Genomic DNA, 17,064 nt, shown 5'->3' with positions numbered 1-17,064 from the left:
ACCAGTGATGGAGTTGCGCTGACTGACAAGCTATTGACTTCACTCCAAACGCTTCTCGATCAACCGCGAACCGTGAGCTCCGTATGCTCACTTCCGAATCTCAATCGGAAATGAGTTCTGGCAATCGGTCTAAGTAATGATGCAATGCTGTCGTTTGTCTTGGAATCGAGATATGATGTTCTCAGCTGTGATGGTTTTTCTTCATGACCCGATCTTATAAAAAAGCCGCCGACTGGTGAAAGTCGGCGGCTTGGAAGATTGGATTGGGAATCGCGGCAGTGATTACGCGCGGCGACGGCGAGAAATCAATGCAAGCCCTCCAAGTGCACCGAGGAGTGCGACAGATGGCTCAGGGATTTCTGAAATTACAAAACCGGAAAGGGTGACGCGGGAGTTCGAGCCGGTCGTGTTCGATAACATGGTGAAAAGCTCGGTTGTCGAATCGGCGGTGAAAGTGGCAGTTAACAAGAGAGCTCCATTTGTTTCGCCATAGCTATAGACGTCGGAATTTCCATCACTTCCGGTGCCGCTGGTAGCAACGGAACCGACACTGAATGTGCCGGCGGCGAGCTGGATGGGTCGGTTTCCGCTACATGAGTAGATGAATTGAACCAGATAAGACTGACCGACGGTGAGGTTGGTCAGGTTGAACTGCATATTGGTTGAATTCGAACCGGTGATCAGACCATAGTAAACCAAGCCGTAAAGCTCAGTGTTATCGTAGGTCACGTTGCTGATTCTGTTGGAGTCCCGGTTGGAGGAGTTGGTGGTGAAATAGGTTCCGGACGCAGCCGATGTGGTGGAAACGGGAGTGAAGGTAATTCCACTCAAAGTGACGGCAGTGTCAGGATTGGTGGATGAGTAGGTTTCCGAGTTTGCCGGAGCAAAGTTTACCGCGCTGAGAACCGTTCCCGAAGTATCGAGGAAGTCGGTGCTGGATGGGTCAATGCTTGATGCGGAGAACGACACGGTCGCGGCATTCGCGGCCATGGCGCTGAGGAACAGTCCGGAAACTGCACAAACGAGGTTTCTGATTTTCATAGGTAACGGGGTATGGATCGAACAAAATCCGCTGGAAATGGACGTGTTTCTGCCGATTCCGTCAATCCAGATCGCCCTATGATGCGCAATTGGCAGCGCGGCTCCGTCCTCAAACTTGCCTAGGTGGAATTGCGACCGCGAGGGGTGGAGTTTTCCTCGAACCATTCGAGTAGCGCGGTGGCAAATTTCTCGGAAATTCCGGGCAAGGCGCCGATTTCCTTGGCGGTGGCTTTCTTGACCCGCTCGACACTGCCGAATTTTTCCAAAAGCAGGGATTTGCGGCGCGGAGACATACCGGGCGCGTCGTCGAGTAGGCTTTCTTTCATCCGGCGGCGGTAGAGCAGGGCGTTGTAGCCATTGGCGAAGCGGTGGGCTTCATCACGAATGCGTTGCAACAACTTGAGCGCGCCTTGGTCGTGGGGGATGAGAATCGGATCGCTTTCTCCGGGGACGAAGACTTCCTCGCGCTGCTTCGCCAAGCCGATTACCGGCAGGTCGTGCAGTCCGAGCGTCCGCAGTTCGCGCACCGCCATGCCGAGCTGGCCCTTGCCGCCGTCGACGATCACCAGGTCGGGCAGCACAATTTTTGCCCGGCCTTCGCGGGCCAGCCGACGCTGGGCTTCGACCGGATTTTCCTGGGAAAATTCGGCATCGGGATTGGCAGCCGCATTTTCCATGAGGATCCGCGAATAGCGGCGGCGGATGACTTCCGCCATCGAGGCGAAGTCATCCTGCCCCTCGACCGTGCGGATGCGGTAGCGGCGGTAATTTTGATTGTCGGGCGCGCCCTCGGTGAAGCGGACCATTGAGGCGACGATGTGATTGGAGGAAACGTTGGAAATGTCGAAACACTCCATGACCCGTGGGGGGGCGGGAAGGCCGAGTTTTTCTCCGAGGTCGGCGAGGTCTTCCAGAGGTTTGACGGTGGTGGGAACACCGCGCCCGCGGGCGAATTGGCGGGTCGGGCTAAGGGTTTTTTCCAGATTCTGCAGGATGTCGCGCAGATTGGCGGCTTTTTCGAAATCCAGATTTTCCGCAGCCTTGGCCATGTCGGTGCGCAGGGTATCGAACAATTCGCGTTTGCCTTTTCCTTCGAGCACGCGGCAGGCATCGTCGATTTTAGCAAGATAAGCATCGCGGTCGATCCGGCCGATGCACGGCGCGCTGCAATTGCGAATGATGTCGGCATTGCAGTGGCGGTAGGTCGATTCGTTGGGGATGGCCGGGCGGCAAACCCGGAGGCCGAAGCTGCGATTCAGCCAGGAGATCGTTTCGCGCAGTGCGCCGGAGTGAGGAAACGGGCCGAAATAGCGCGAGCCGTCGTCTTTTTTCATCCGTGTGGTGGAAAATCGCGGCCAGGCGTCTTCCATTCGGATTTTTACCAGTAGGAAACGTTTGTCGTCGCGAAACGAGATGTTGTAGCGCGGCCGGTAGTCCTTGATGAGTTTGCCTTCCAGCAGCAGCGATTCCTGTTCGTTGCGGACGATGTGGAATTCGAAATCGTGGATGGAGTCAATCAGCGCCCGGGTTTTCAGGTCGGAGCGGGTTTTTCTCGAAGCCATGAAATACGACGACAGCCGCTTTCTCAGGTCACGCGCTTTCCCCACGTAAATGATCGATCCGAGGCGGTCTTTCATCAGGTAAACTCCGGGCTGGTGCGGGACTTCGCGGAGCTTGGCTTTCGGGTTGGCGGCGGGCATTTCGAGTGGTGAAATGAAACTGCCGGATGGGTGGGATTTCAAATCCGAATCGATTTTCCATGCGGTATGCGATGAAACATCACGCGGTAGGCGTGCGTTGAAAATGGTGAATGATCCCGTGCTTGCGTTGGCCGCAGTGGGGGCTAGACTCACGATTATCTTCATGAAGAGCTGTCTTTCGACCGTCGCGGGATTTTTTCTTTCCGCGCTTTCTTCTTCCGCCCAGGAAGCAGGTGCTGCTCCGCTGCAAAAGAACTTTTTGGAGGTTCTGGCAGGCGGCGGCCCGATGATGTACGTGTTGTCGCTGCTTTCGGTGCTGGGAGTTCTGTTGATCCTTTTTTACCTGCTGACAATTCGTCGAAATGCGGTGATCAGCGATCGGTTCATGAATGCCGCCGAGGCGATGATCCGGAAACGCGATTATCTGGGCTTGGTGGCTTATTGCCATCGGCAAAATGAATGCATTGCCCGCATCACCCAGAAGGCGCTGGAATTCATGACCAAAAATCCGGCGGCGACCATGATGGAGGTGCGTGAATTGGCGCAGTCCGAGGGGTCTCGCCAATCGTCGCTTTTGACTTCCAGAATTTCCTATCTGGCCGATCTGGGAGCAATTGCGCCGATGGTCGGATTGCTTGGCACGGTGATCGGGATGATCAAATCGTTCGTCGAAATCTCCGGAGGTGGAGCCCAAGGTGTCCGGCAAATGGAGTTGGCGGCGGGGGTTTCCGAGGCATTGATCGCGACCGCATCCGGCTTGGCGATCGCGATTCCGGCGCTGACATTTTACGCAATTTTCCGCGGCCGGGTGCATCGGTATGTTTCAGATCTTGAGGCGGGTGCGACCCATTTGATGGCGCTTTTGAATGCCCAGGTGGATCGTCAGGCACCTGCTGCCTATTCGTCCGCGCCGACACCTCATTGGAACCAACAGGACTACGGAATGCCCGTTCAGGGACGATTGGGGAACGAGCGGCCCGATCTTCACGGCATTTAATCGAACGATTCTCCGGCAATGAAATTCACTCGTCCGCAAGCCGAACCGGTCGCCATGCAGCTGGCGCCGATGTGCGATATTCTGTTTCTACTGCTCGGGTTTTTCATCATTTCCTTCCAGTTTTCGAAGTCGGAAACGGAGCTCAATGTTGCCGTGCCCACGGCGGAAGAAGGAGTCCCGGAAGAGCGCGCCCGTGGGGAGATCATGATCAACGTTCTGGCAGATGGAACGATCCGGGTGGAGGGTCAGACGGTGACGCGTGATGAATTGCAGAACAAACTGACGCCCATCGCCAAACTTCACCCAAACCAGCCGGTGCGGTTGCGCGGCGATTCGAATGTCGCTTATCAACGCATTGTCGAAATCATCGATACCTGCAAGAAATCTGGCATCTGGAACATTTCCTTTGCGACCCAACAACCGAAAACCGAGTGATTTCCTTCGAACCCTCAAGCGGGACTTGTGAGAAGTCCCTCGTGGCAGCTCAAGTGTTGGCTGCCTTGATTTTAAGTGCTGCTCCGCTTGCGGCGCAGGCACCACCGCGCGCGGTGCCCGTGGAGCCGGATCAGGCTCTGCAGCCGAATGCGGCTGAGGATTTTTACCAACGGGGGAAAAATCTCTACGATGCAGCGCAGGCGAGGCCCGATCAGCAGAGTCGAGCGGCTGCGTTGCAGCGTGCGGCTGATATTTTCAGCCAATATCTTTCGACATTTCCGGATGATTCGAACGCGGAGCTCGCCTGGTTTTATCTCGGGAGTTGTTATTACCAGACCGGCATGGTTGAGGATGCGAAACGCTGCTTTCACACGGTGTTGAACCGCTATGGAACGGGCGTTGCCGTAGGCGCAGCAGCCTACACGCTGGCAGCGGACCATTATCATAAAGGCGAATACGCGTTTGCCGCTCCGTTGTTCGAGAAATACGCGGAAAATCCATCCAAGCCGGAGGATCGTCCTCGTGGAAACACCTATGCGGGCCGTTGTTACCGCTTGCTCGGACGCGATTCCGACGCACTCACGAGTTTTCGCAAAGTAATCGACGATCCAGCGGGCGGTTTGTTCGCGCCTGAGGCAAAAGTCGCCGTCGCGCAAATTTTGCTGAAAAAGAACAAGGCGGATGATGCGCTGAAGATGTTTGAGGCCATCATCAATTCCCCAACCTATCTGGCAAAAACCCGTGGCGAAGCGGCGTTGGGGGCATCGCAAGCGGCGACCCTGCTCAAAAAACCGGATCTGGCGGATAAATACCTGCAATTGATCATGAGCACTCCGGGGATGGAGGACTTCGTGGCTGATGCTCAGGTGACTTTGATGCGGAACCGATTCGAGGAGAAAAAATTCAAGGAAGTGGTGCAATTGTTCAGCCGCAGCAGCCAAGCAGCGGAAGGCGAGAAGGAAGCGGCGCGTTTGATGATTGCGGCCAAATCCTACATGGAGTTGAAGAATCCGACTCGCGCGCTGGAATTGTTCCGGCAGATCGAGACCATCGTGCCCCCGGAAAGCAATCTGGCATTCGAGGCGTCGTATTACCGCATTTACTGCTTTTTCCAGATTGAGGGCCATCACGTGCCGGAGCAGGTGGATGCGTTTTTGGAAATTTATCAGGATTCGCGTCCAAATGACCGGAAAGTCCAGACAGCTTTGCTGATCAAGGCGGAGAGTCTTTACGACAGTGGTCAGGCGGAAGAGGCGGCAAAGGTTTACCCGAAAATCAAAGCCGAATACCTCCTGCCTGAGAATCAAGCTGGCCTTTATTACCAGCGCGGATGGTGCCTTGCTGAAGCAGGCGATCAGGAAGGGGCGATCCGATCGTTGACGGATTTCATTGAGAAGTATCCGAAAGACAGTCGGGTTCGTTCGGCAGTGGCCAAACGGGCGATGGCTCATGTCGCGCTTGGCCAATCGGCGAAAGCAATCATCGATTTCGATCAAATCACTGCAGCAGGCATCAAGGATGAGTATGCCTCCATGGCGTGGCTGGAATCCGCCAGGCTCCGCCGCAGCGAGAATAACATCAACGACATGGTCCTGCGCTACAAAGGGCTGCTGGGAAATGTGGATAATCTCAGCGACAAGCTCCTCGCGGAAGCCAATTACTGGATCGGCTGGGGCCTGTTCAAGCAAGATGCCAAGGATAAGTCAGAGGGGCGCAAGGAAAGCGTCGCGTATCTTGAGAAAGCCCGGAAACTCGATTTTGCAACCTATCGCGCCCACGCCGGGATCCTGCTGGCATTCTGTCATTACGTGCTGCAGCAGCCGGATGCTTTGGCGGATGAGATCAATCTCGCCGTTGATGGAAAATACGAGTCGGATATCCCGGATCAAGTGATCCAATGGGCGGCGATGCAGGCGTTCAATGCCCACCAATACGCATCGGCCGCGAGATTCTTGAAGTTGGTATCGAACTCAGATGAGCCGCGCGAAACTCCGAAGGAAGTGTGGAGGTATCTTGCCAAGGCAGAGCTGGAGATCGAAGACGGCAAGACCGCCTTGGAAGCTGCAAACAATGTGCTGAACGTGGAAGAGGATCCTGCGTGGAAAGCGGATGCATTGGTGGATAAGGCCCGTGCGCTTTATTTGCTGAACCAGCCGGTCGATGCGCGCAAGGTCGCCGATGAGGCGGATCAAATGAGGCCGCAGGGTCGCACCAAGGAGCAACTGCTGCTGCTGAGTGGCGATTTGTTCGTCAAAGCAGGCGATTTCACCCAGGCCGCTTCCAATTTCCTGACTTTGGTGAGCTTTCACGAAGACTCGGATTTACGGCCGCTGGCGCTGTTCAAACTGGCCGCGACTCAAGACAAATTGGGCGATGCCGCTGCCGCTCAGAAATACCGTGATCAGCTCAAAGAACAGTATCCGGATTGGAAAGCGCCTTGATCATCGCTTTTCTGAGTATGTTCTGAATTGATCCTTGCGGATTCGGTGTTACCCGTTCGCCCCGGTGGTTGCACCAACCTCCATTCCATCCATAGAAATCAACATTCATGATTCCTCCATCCTCTGCCGCAACTTCGGCAAAATCCACCAAACGCGGTAGTGAGACCTGGACTACGGAAAAATCTTCCGAGCTCTACGGAGTGGAAAGCTGGGGCCATGGTTTTTTCGGCGTGAACAAGCAGGGCCATGTCACGGTGCGTTTGCAGGACGAGGAATCGAAGGCGGAAATTTCCCTGCATGATGTGATCGAAGGCCTGCGTGACCGTGGAACGCCATTGCCGGTGCTGCTGCGATTCCGCGATTTGCTCCACTCGCGCATCACCGAGTTGAATTTGTCATTCCGGAAAGCGATACAAGATTCCGGCTATCGCGGCGAATATCGCGGCGTTTACCCAATCAAGGTGAACCAGCAGCGCCAAGTGTTGGAGGAGATTTCCGAGTTCGGAAAGCGCTACCACTACGGACTTGAAGCAGGTTCCAAGCCGGAATTGATCGCCGCGCTGGCTCACATGCACGATCCGGAGGCATACATCATCTGCAACGGCTACAAGGATGAGGAATTCATCGATCTGGCGCTCCATTCCCAAAAAATGGGTCTGAAAATCATGCTGGTGCTGGAGATGCCGTCTGAACTGGATCTGATCTTGGAACGATCCCGAGCTACCGGTGTTCTGCCAAATCTTGGCGTCCGCGTTCGACTTTCAACGCGTGGATCCGGTCACTGGCAGGAAAGTGCGGGGGATAAATCGGTTTTCGGTCTCAATGCAGCTCAGGTGATCCAGGTCGTCGATAAACTGAAGGAAGTCGGTTACCTCGGCTGTCTGAAGATGCTGCACTACCACCAAGGTTCGCAGATTCCCAATATTGCGGCAATCCGCGAAGGTTGCACGGAAGCAGTCCGGATGTATTGCGATCTAGTCAAGGAAGGTGCCACCATGGGGGTGCTCGATATTGGCGGTGGCATGGCGGTCGATTATGACGGTTCGCACACGAATTTCCATTCGTCCTGCAACTACTCGGTCGCCGAATACTGCTCGGATGTGGTCGAGGTCATCGGACAAGTCTGCGATAAAGCGGGAGTTCCTCACCCCAATCTCATTTCCGAATCCGGGCGCGCGGTTGTCGCCTATTACTCGGTGCTGGTTTTCAACATCCTGGACGTGACGAGTGCCCAGACCAGCGAAGAGGCGCCGCCGATACCGGAAAAAGCCCCGCAAAACCTCATCAACATCATTGAGGTGAACAATGCCTTGTCGGAGAAGAACCTCCAGGAGTGCTTTAACGACGCGGTTTATTATCGGGATCAGATGAGAGCCCAGTTTTTCTACGGCAGTGCGACCTTGCGTGAGCGCGGGCTGGCGGAAGCGTGGTTTTGGCACATTTTGACTCGTATCTCGAAACTCATTTCGAAGCTCGATGATATTCCAGAGGATTTGCGTGAGCTTTCCTCGACACTGGTCGACTTTTACTACGGAAATTTCTCATTGTTCCAGTCGGTGCCGGATTCCTGGGCCATCGATCAACTATTCCCGGTCATGCCGATCCACCGGCTCGACGAGAAACCGAATCAACGGGCGGTTCTGGCCGATATCACCTGCGATTGTGACGGTAAAATCGACCGCTTCATTGATAAGGAGGATGTTGCGAAGATTTTGCCACTGCACGAACTGAAAGCTGACGATCCTTATTATGTCGCGGTTTTCCTGGTTGGTGCCTATCAGGAAACCCTGGGGGATTTGCACAATTTGCTGGGAGATACCAATGTCGTCGGAGTCCATTTGGAAAACGGAAAACCCGTCTACACTCATGAAGTCGAGGGAGATACGGTTTCAGACGTTCTGTCCTACGTGGAATATGATCCGAAGGATCTGGTCACCCGTTTCCGCAATTTTGCCGAAAAGGCGGTCGTCGATGGACGGATTTCTCCGAAGGAGCGCCGAGAAATTCTGGATCGCTATCGTGCAGGATTGGCGGGTTACACCTACTTTGAAAGCTAAGGCGAGGCGGTATAGGAGAATTCCGCTAACAAGGTCGCGCGGCCTAGAGGGTCGCTCTACAGATGGATCGACCTACCGAATTCAAAAAAGAAAGGCCGCCGGGGCACCCACCCCGGCGGCCAAGTTGTTCACAACCTCATACGGTGTCGCATGGAGAAGCTGACAACTGCTGTTCACCCTTACATGAAAACACAAACTTAGCTTTGGTTTTCAGGGTTATAGACCGTTGTCTCCTCAGGTTGTTCAAAATCAGTTCAGATTTTTTCGAATTCAGATCTTAGTGGGAGTACTTCGAACTGTTCGGATCGTAGTCCGGTGGGGTGATGGCATTGTATTTTTTCTGAGGCACTGCGGCCGGCGTGGTGGATGATGGGGCACCACCCTTATCCGTTGTTACCGTGTCGTTGGGTGGGAGCACTCCCGGGCCATTGGCGAACTTCAAGGTGTCTTCAGAGATCTTGTAACGCGATGTCATGTCGATGTGCGCGTTATCAAGGCTTTGTGGGTCATCCACGATCGATGGTTGGATAAAGATCAGCAGCTCGGTCCGATCCTTTTCCTTGGTATCGGTTCCGAACAAAGGCCCGATAAGGGGAATCCGATGCAGAACGGGAATGCCACTTCGGCTATCCGTCCGGTTCTCAGTGATCAAGCCACCCAGAACGACAGTCTCGTGGTTCGGCACGATGACCGTGGTGATCAGCTCGCGCTTGAGAATATCAGGGATGAAATAGCTATTATCATCCGTTCCAACCTGGCGATCGTTACCCACATCATCACTGGTGAGGTAGATCTGCATTTTGATGTTATCTTCCGAGTTGATCGATGGCACCACTTCCAGTTTCAGAGCGACATCCTTGTATTCGAAGTTGGTGCTGGAACTTGCTGAGGTACCAGTCGTGTAACTATTGGTCGGGATGGCAATTTGGGTGCCGCTCAGGATTGCGCCGCGCTTATTGTTGGAGGTGAAGATCGTTGGTCTGGAGAGAACCTTGAAATTGGAATCGTTCTGTTTGGCGTTCAGATAGATTTCCAAGTTGTTGCCGATCATTCCATAGGCGCTGAGTCCGTTGTTCGGGCTTAGGGCATCCGTGTTGATGCCTAACGTGTCTGTCGTGAAACTGGCTCCGCTGCCGCTGCCTCCACGGACCGCATAAGAACTGCCGCCCAAGGTCTTCGAATAATCGACACCAAAGCTGTATCCATCGGTGGCATTCAATTGAGCGAAGACGCAGGAAATCATGACCTGATCTTCTTTGACATCGAGTTCATCCAATAGCTTTTCGATGATTTCCACGCCCGATGGTGGACCTTGAACGACCAGCGAGTTGGTGATGTTATCAGCAACCAGAAGGGTTCGACCGACGAGGAGAGGAGTAGGTGCGGTTGGGATGTCCAAGTCGCTTAGTGAGGTACCGCTGCCGGAACTGCCGCTACCGGAGCTACCTGACGTGCCACCACCAAGCGAAACATTGCTGTTCGTGCTGCTCGAAGTTCCATTGCGTGCACTGCTGGTGGTGCTACCTGCCGTACCAGAACCACTTGCGCCACCTGTGGCACTGGCATCGTCCGTGCTGCCGAATGCTCGGTTCAGAGCATTTTCAGCTACCGGAAGGAAATCGGCGACTGTCAGGAATTTGAGTTTCCGGCGCAGGAAGTTGCGCTGATCCGTTTCGGTGTCGAACTGGCGCACCAGACCTTCGATGAACAGCAGGTCAACAGGGCGGCCCATGGCAAAGATGCGGTTGGTCCGTGCATCAGCAATGATTTGAGGCGGGGACTCCTCACCGCCGCCACTGCTTTGGCCTGCGACTTGTGGAATCGCCCCGGCTGGAGCACCGTTCACGGCTTGCTGGGCATTTCCGGAACGTTGAATGCCAGCGGATCGTTGAGTCGATTGCTGGGTCGTGAGGAGCGTGTTCAGTGTTTCCGCCAATTCGGTGACATCGGCGAAGCGAACATCGAAGAAGCGGCTGCTGATCTGCGAGGACGGTTTGTCGATTTCTGCTTTCAGATCAATCAGGCGGCGGATCAACGAAGTTTTTTCCGTAATAATCACCGCTGAAGCGTTGGCAACGGCAGAGACCGTTCCTACCGCACTGTATTGTCCCAAAACGTTTTGAAATACCTGCTGCACCGAATCCGGCTTCAGGTATTGGAAATGCATCACATAGGAGATGATGGTATCGCCATCTGGAAGCGTATCTCCTTCGTTATAAACTGGAGCAGCGATTGGCTTTGCAGCAGTGCCATAGGTCAGTGTCTCCAGGTTCGGATCAACTGGGTCCGGGACGAATACGAAACCTTCGAGGATGGCGGCTTTTTGTAGAAGCGAAGCTGCTTCTGCAAAAGTGAGGGGATCCGAAGGGCTTGCTTCTTGGACAAAGGCGAACTCCGCCTGAGCTGCGGTAGAGGAAACAATCACACGGTGACCGGTGTATTTCCGATACAGCATCGCGAGATCGGCTCCGGTGAGTTTTGGCTCCGTGATGTCGTTGGTAATCAGTGTTTCCGCCAGAGGGACGTCATTTTTTACCTGTTCGGCATTGGGCTGCGCGCCAGGTTGTGGTGGCTGGACCGCACCGGGTCTTTGCGTGCCAGGAGGAGTCTGTGGTTGAATCAACGGTGGCTCTTGAGCGCTGGCTGAGGCAACAACGCCTAAGGCAACAATGGGCAATGAAAGTGAACGGAAACGTGACATGGAGGAATGACGAGTTGAGAATATGAGTTGAATTAGCGACCGCGCCGCTCTTGGCGTGTGTTGTTACCCTGCTGGCGTTGGGTGCCGTTGTTGTTTTGACCTCTTGAGTTGGAGGTGCCAGTGGTTGGAGGTGGGACTGCGCGTGGACGAGGTTGGCGGACATTGCCGTTGTTGGCATTTTGATTCGCATTGTTGGTAACCCCCGGTGGCAACTGGGCGGCGTTAGGGTTGGGATTGTTTGGTTGCTGGATCGGTGCTGCTTTTAAAGTAAGCAGCTCAGGCTCGAAGCGCACGGTTCCCGTTTTACTCCCCGCTGATAGGCGTACCACGGTGTCCATGGGGCGATCTCCTTTTTTTACCGAAACCAACTTGAAAGCGGCCTTCGAATCGTTGCTATCAAAGCTGATGCGATCTTCAGGGTTTTTCCGGTTCAGGACCGTGATCCGGTAGCCATCTGAAATTGGAGAAATGCCAGCCAAGGTGTAATCCTCAAGCGGGTTTTTTTCCTCTTGAGCGGTCAGTGGCGGCGGTTTGGTGGTGAAGAGGGATTCAGTCCAAAGCTTGGTGTAGCGGGTGATCGGGGCTTTGCGAGGAACTTCAGCAGAAAGCAGCGTGGCCATACCGACAAAAGCGATGGTGCCTATTGAAATCGATTTCATGAGCGTAGCGGTTTTAGTTGGAATCAGTAGGATGGTGGTGGGACGAACCATTGCTCGACAATTGCAGTGCAATCGATTTTGGTGTCATCCTCGCGATTTGGAGAAACCCGAATCTGAGTCGCGGCACGGAAAGCTTCAGGAATATTCATTCGATCAAACCAGCGGATGAGAGCTTCATTGGTTCCTGTCACGGAAACCTGGATTTGAGCACGATGGTAATGAGTGCCGCTGTCGTTCGCAGGTAGGAATTTCTCTGAGGCTGGTTTGAGGGTTAGGCCGGTAGCATTGATTTCGCGGTCGACTAATTGTTGAAGAGCAGTCTGGACTTCCTGATAGGGTTTGGGTTCTGGCTCATGTTGTGCCAGCCATTCCATTTCTTCACTGACCTGGGCGCTGTTTGACCGGAACATTTCTGCTTTATCCAGTTCGCTGACGGCTTGATTCCGTGCTTTTTGAACTTCCATTTTCTTACTGGACAGGAAGTTGAACCCAATGAAGTTGAGGACAATGAATCCAGCTGCGGCGAAGTAGATCAGGAGTTTTTTTTCCCGGGAGGACATAGTTACAATTTAAGAAGGAATGGCTGCGTGGTTAAAACCACAGCGATGAGGATTTGTTGCTCAAGGTTGAGTATTCGGTGTCATCGCAGGATTTGTGGCCGTATAAGTGAACTCCCAGCCACGGTTGGACTGGTTCGGTTCGGGGGTTTGCCATTCGAAATTCGCGAGATCATTGCTTTTGTGAAGCGCCAGGTTGAATTGGTTGATGGCTGCTGGCTGTTGGGCCTCGCCCGTGATTTTGATTTCTGCGGCGGAGATATCAGCGCTACGCAGTTTGAGGCCGCTATTTGCTGGGGCGCAATTGGCGATACGATTCAAAATGTCGACCGGGATGTTTTGAACTTCGATGGCGGGGGCCAATTCATCCCAGCGTGTTACATAATCCTCGTAAAGCTTGCCTTCCGGCTCGGCTTCCTTCGCCAAAGCGGTGAGGCGTTTGGTATCCGAAAGATCGCTCCATAGACCATAGGCGTACCAACCGATGAGGCACAGATAGACGAGCGCGACCGCGCCTACGGCGAGCTGAATGTTCTGGCGACGTTTTGCTTCCCGCCGCGCGGCCCGAACATCTGCTGGCAGCAATTTACTGGCAGGAGTAGGCAGATGAGGAGTCGGGCGAGGGGAGATCTGGACTTCGCTAGCGCTGAAGGCACCGGTGAGAGCGCCAGCACTTACAACCTCAGGATTCCCCCAGAGACGGATTTCCTTTGGTTCGAGCTCGATCCCCTGCAAGGAAAGTTGGATCAGGGCGAGGCGAATGTCGCGGATGAGCTCTTCTTCTGGTGAGGCTGAGGTGAACGAGGTTGCCTGGCAGTAAACCAATTTTCCTTGGTAGGAAAAGGCAAACACCCAACGGCCGAATTCCTTCCACAGGGCGATGGAATCTCCGTCGATGGGGAGAGCGCGTGCCGAAACATCGAATTCCTTCGGACCACGTGCTGGCAGGTCTCCATCCTCCGGGACTCGTAAAAGAACTGACAGAAGTGCGGTGTTTTCAGGATCCTGGCTGATGACGAATTGGTCCGTGAGCTGCCCAGCCATCGGATCAGGGCGTAGGCCAAGTCGTTCAGCATGCAGTCCGGCGAGGTCTTCAAAAAGCGCCTCATCAGTGCTGGCGACACGCATTGGGATCGCAGTGATCGATTTCACTGGGAACAAGAGCGTGATGTCGCCCGATGGAATATGATCGAGCTCGCTGGCATGCGTGACTTGGGTGGCTTCTTTGAGGGAAAATCCCTTCTCAGGTGAGCCGTGCCAAATTTCCCAGCCGACTTCGCCTGGGATAAGAAGGTTGATTTCAGAGGTTTTCTTGTTACTCACGGGACGATTTCTTCGATGCGATCATAAAGGCTTGGTCGGCCGGTACGGCTGCCAACAATGACGGTGATTTTTCTTTTGGCTCCAGACGCGTATCCGGTGCTTTCGATGCGGGTGGTTGGATCGTTGGCGGTGAAGCGGGCGAGGATGTCCTCACGCTGGGCGGCACCACTGCCCAGAATAACCAGGGCATCTTCTGCGCTTTGAAAGGGGACATCATCATCCGTGCCACGGATGCCATCTGGTCCAGCGACGGTTTGTGGAATGACTTTTGCGACTTCGACGGCGCATTCGGCGGCAGCGGCAATCAATTCTGCACTCGCCTCATTCACATCCAACTTTCCGCCGGACCATACACTGAACCAATCGCGCCAATCGGGTTTCAGGCGCTCGACCTGATCCATGCCGCGGACGAGTCGCATTTCCTCCAGATTGTAAAAGGGACGGTTGAACGGCTGGTTGATGCGGCCGATGTTGTTGTAATAAGTTTCCTCCGCGCCGTTGAGGCTGACTTCATCGTTGTCATCGACCCAGTCGGTCAGTGCGTCGGTCAGGGCTTGTGCTTCCTCAAGCGTAAGCCCCCAATCGATAAAGATGCTGCGTAGCAATGACGTGTCGTTCGACATGAGCATCACGTTTGGATTGAAGCGCGCGCCCTCGGACTTGATTTCAACTTCAAACCCTTCCCCGGTGTCTTGATTGAGTTGGTGAAGCAACGGGTCATCCCGTTCAACCGAGGGATTGCAACCGATGGCGATACCCATTTCAGCGATTTGCAGGGCCCGGGTTCCGTGCACCTTGGAAGTGGCAAGCTCCATATCAAAGGAGATGACGCGGAGTGTGGCCATACAGGCCATGGCAAGAACCGCAATCAACCAAATGACTGCGATCAAAGCGACGCCTCTCGGGTGGCGGTGTAATCTGGGATTGTTCCTCATGAGCCTCCTCGCGGTTGGGATGAAGATCCTGAACTTTGCAGCACCGTGCGCAAAAAGGTTTCCGGATTTTGCTTTGGTGGAATCCAGAAAACGTGACGGATTTCAGGGCCTTGGGCACCGAAGGCTAGCCTCAACTCCGCCTGCAGCGGGAGACGGCCTTGCAAATCCCAGTCATATTGCCATTCCATGGTGCGGCCATCCAGCAGGTTCCATTCAAAAAACCGGACATCTCGCAGCAACACGATTTCCGCGAAAGGTTCAGGTTTGATGACGCTGGCGCTGCTGAGATCCGAGCTCGTGTCCTCGAGGATTTCGTCTTCATAATAGCGAAGGACGATATTCAGGTAGCCGGTGCTTTGTGGAACGGTCGAAATTTGAACGGCTTTGGCAATTTTTTGCTGACCGCCCCAGGTAAAACCCAATGGGACATTTTGGAGAGTCAGGTCGGTGAGGTATTGCTTGCCGGAATCCGTGACTTTGAGATCGAACCGCGTGTCTCCGGGCAGCGTGGCGAACCGATCCGACATGAGGTCGAAGAACGCCTGCTCCAGCATTTCCTGATTTTGGTTTTCAACCACCGTATGGCCGAGTGCCAGCGACGATTGGGCAGTGCCGAACACCATGCCGACGAGCATCGTCAGCAAAAGAATGGCCAGAACCATCTCCAGCAGGGTGAAACCTGAGGTATGGCGGCTGGAAGATGAAGGGCTTGGAGGGCTGACGATCATGATGGTTGATACATTTGCCCGTAGCGCCAGGTTTCCACGGAGCGTTCCTGCCAGCCGCTGGTTTCATACCAGTGGGCAGTCACAGTGATGTGATACATTTCCTGGAGAGCTTGGCCGTCCTTATTTTCAAGATCGCTCATCAGCTCAATCGTGGTGTCCAGCTCCATGCCATCGGAATCAGGAACGACCACGGTCGTGGTGCCTTCATCCAGGGTCGGAAGAGACAGTGCTTCTTTCAGAGCGCCGTCTAAAATCCGAGTGAGGCGCAATTCGCGTTGCGCCATATCTGCGGCATCGGCCATGCGGTGCAGAGCAACGGCAAAACCGGTGGCGGCGATGCCGAAAATTCCCAAAGCCAAGACGACCTCCAGCAGGAGGAAGCCGCGCTTCTTGGAATGGTTACGGGTGAGAATCATCGGGTTTCCGATTGGGTTTCGCTGATTGAGGCGGTAAGCGGATGGTAGGTGTCTTCTTGCCAGCTCATTTTGTCGCCACTACCGATGGTGAGACGGACCGAAATCGGCTCGGATAGGCCATCCGGATCGAACCGCCAGACTTGCGGTTTGCGGGAATCCATGGGAATCCATTGAGTTGAGTTCCATCCGTGCACGAAAATGGAGATGTCAGTGTCGATCTTCAGGTCCTCATGAACCGGTCCGTTTGAACCTTCCTCGTTTTCATTGCTGTTCGAACTGATGCTGCTCAGGTCAGAATTGGTTTCCACCAAAGGTTTGAGCCGGACCATTCCTGGAATGAATTCCAGTGCATAAGGAGTTTGGTGCAGGATGGCGATGGTTCTGGCGCGTTTGGCAAGAACTTCGATTTCCCCACTGGCATCCTTGAGTTTTCGCTCACTGGAAGAATAAACCATCATGGCCACTGCGCCACCGGTCACCATGGCGGCGATGGCGAGGACCATGACGATTTCAATGAGCGTGAAACCGTTTCGCGAAGAATTATTCGTCTTGGCTGGAGAGATCATCTTCGGTGTTTTCCTGACCGTCCGGGCCTGCGCTTACGATTTCAAAATCGGTAGGGTCTTTCTTGCCTGGATTGCGGTAGATGTATGGTTTGCCCCAAGGATCGTTAGGGATCTTGTTCATGTTTTGAGCCCAACGGCGTGGCACAGGAGCATTGGTTGGCTTGGTCATGAGGGCCTGAAGTCCTTGCTGGGTGCTGGGGTAGTTTCCTGCATTCAACTTGTACATCCGGAGTGCACTGTCGAAAGCGGTGAAGTCCGCGCCAACCTGGCTGACTTTTGCTCCGTTGCCGATTTTCTTCATCGAGAAAATCGCACCCCCGAGGATCATGGCGATGATGCCAAGCACGATGACCATTTCGAGCAGGGTGAAGCCGGATCGGCGATAAGGTGGGCGGTGATGTTGAATCTTCATCGTTAGGCGGGTATATTTGCTGTCTTGTGTGGGGAAAGGTTGTCAGGGATGAAAACGCCGCGCGACTGAAAAGTTGTCAGGAAATTTCACGGTAAG

The 17,064-nt window shown here is 54.2% G+C and carries 15 protein-coding genes; 4 read left to right on the top strand and 11 right to left on the bottom strand.

Translation table 11 applies throughout. The annotated features are described in order from the left end of the window. Positions 1 to 282 precede the first annotated feature (282 nt). Positions 283 to 1,041: a hypothetical protein gene (locus JIN85_RS21380; protein ID WP_234047370.1), complete on the bottom strand. Its 759-nt coding sequence runs from the start codon at positions 1,039 to 1,041 to the stop codon at positions 283 to 285. A gap of 119 nt (positions 1,042 to 1,160) precedes the next feature. Then, a complete protein-coding gene (locus tag JIN85_RS10980; protein ID WP_234047369.1) occupies positions 1,161 to 2,906 on the bottom strand; it encodes an excinuclease ABC subunit UvrC in 1,746 nt (581 codons plus the stop codon). Between JIN85_RS10980 and JIN85_RS10975 the strand changes: the two genes are divergently transcribed. The 4 genes from JIN85_RS10975 (at position 2,905) to speA (ending at position 8,671) form a co-directional block, all read left to right on the top strand. Further along, on the top strand, positions 2,905 to 3,738 hold the full coding sequence (locus JIN85_RS10975) for a MotA/TolQ/ExbB proton channel family protein (protein WP_200270572.1): 834 nt from the start codon (positions 2,905 to 2,907) through the stop codon (positions 3,736 to 3,738). The genes JIN85_RS10980 and JIN85_RS10975 overlap by 2 nt on opposite strands. A gap of 18 nt (positions 3,739 to 3,756) precedes the next feature. Further along, the gene (locus JIN85_RS10970) at positions 3,757 to 4,173 is read left to right on the top strand and encodes an ExbD/TolR family protein (protein WP_200270570.1); all 417 of its coding nucleotides are present in this window, start codon (positions 3,757 to 3,759) and stop codon (positions 4,171 to 4,173) included. A gap of 41 nt (positions 4,174 to 4,214) precedes the next feature. After that, positions 4,215 to 6,614, top strand: coding sequence for a tetratricopeptide repeat protein (locus JIN85_RS21375; protein ID WP_200270568.1), 2,400 nt, complete (start codon positions 4,215 to 4,217; stop codon positions 6,612 to 6,614). A gap of 107 nt (positions 6,615 to 6,721) precedes the next feature. Continuing rightward, a complete protein-coding gene (gene speA / locus JIN85_RS10960) occupies positions 6,722 to 8,671 on the top strand; it encodes a biosynthetic arginine decarboxylase (protein WP_200270567.1) in 1,950 nt (649 codons plus the stop codon). Positions 8,672 to 8,948: 277 nt separating this feature from the next. Here speA and JIN85_RS10955 read toward each other — a convergent pair whose 3' ends face one another. From JIN85_RS10955 to gspG, 9 genes are all read right to left on the bottom strand, one after another. Then, a complete protein-coding gene (locus JIN85_RS10955; protein WP_200270565.1) occupies positions 8,949 to 11,372 on the bottom strand; it encodes a secretin N-terminal domain-containing protein in 2,424 nt (807 codons plus the stop codon). A gap of 32 nt (positions 11,373 to 11,404) precedes the next feature. Beyond that, positions 11,405 to 12,031 (bottom strand): hypothetical protein, encoded by a 627-nt coding sequence (locus tag JIN85_RS10950; RefSeq protein ID WP_200270562.1) that lies wholly within the window; start codon positions 12,029 to 12,031, stop codon positions 11,405 to 11,407. A 23-nt stretch (positions 12,032 to 12,054) separates the two neighbouring features. Then, entirely contained in the window at positions 12,055 to 12,591 is a 537-nt protein-coding gene (locus JIN85_RS10945) for a hypothetical protein (RefSeq protein ID WP_200270560.1), read from the bottom strand. A 60-nt stretch (positions 12,592 to 12,651) separates the two neighbouring features. Continuing rightward, entirely contained in the window at positions 12,652 to 13,911 is a 1,260-nt protein-coding gene (locus tag JIN85_RS10940) for a PilN domain-containing protein (RefSeq protein ID WP_200270558.1), read from the bottom strand. Beyond that, the gene (locus JIN85_RS10935) at positions 13,908 to 14,756 is read right to left on the bottom strand and encodes a type II secretion system protein GspK (RefSeq protein WP_200270556.1); all 849 of its coding nucleotides are present in this window, start codon (positions 14,754 to 14,756) and stop codon (positions 13,908 to 13,910) included. Before JIN85_RS10935 ends, JIN85_RS10940 begins: the two co-directional genes overlap by 4 nt. An 86-nt stretch (positions 14,757 to 14,842) precedes the next feature. Next, a complete protein-coding gene (locus JIN85_RS10930; RefSeq protein ID WP_200270554.1) occupies positions 14,843 to 15,574 on the bottom strand; it encodes a PulJ/GspJ family protein in 732 nt (243 codons plus the stop codon). Beyond that, the gene (locus JIN85_RS10925) at positions 15,571 to 15,990 is read right to left on the bottom strand and encodes a type II secretion system protein (RefSeq protein ID WP_200270552.1); all 420 of its coding nucleotides are present in this window, start codon (positions 15,988 to 15,990) and stop codon (positions 15,571 to 15,573) included. Before JIN85_RS10925 ends, JIN85_RS10930 begins: the two co-directional genes overlap by 4 nt. Next, entirely contained in the window at positions 15,987 to 16,556 is a 570-nt protein-coding gene (locus tag JIN85_RS10920) for a prepilin-type N-terminal cleavage/methylation domain-containing protein (RefSeq protein WP_200270550.1), read from the bottom strand. The genes JIN85_RS10925 and JIN85_RS10920 overlap by 4 nt, the downstream gene beginning before the upstream one ends. Continuing rightward, positions 16,531 to 16,968 (bottom strand): type II secretion system major pseudopilin GspG, encoded by a 438-nt coding sequence (gspG, locus tag JIN85_RS10915; RefSeq protein ID WP_200270548.1) that lies wholly within the window; start codon positions 16,966 to 16,968, stop codon positions 16,531 to 16,533. The genes JIN85_RS10920 and gspG overlap by 26 nt, the downstream gene beginning before the upstream one ends. Positions 16,969 to 17,064: the final 96 nt, after the last annotated feature.

This window comes from Luteolibacter pohnpeiensis (assembly GCF_016595435.1).
Lineage (GTDB): Bacteria > Verrucomicrobiota > Verrucomicrobiia > Verrucomicrobiales > Akkermansiaceae > Luteolibacter > Luteolibacter pohnpeiensis.
Note: the sequence above shows the minus strand (reverse complement) of the source record. Positions and strands in the feature narration are given on the sequence as shown.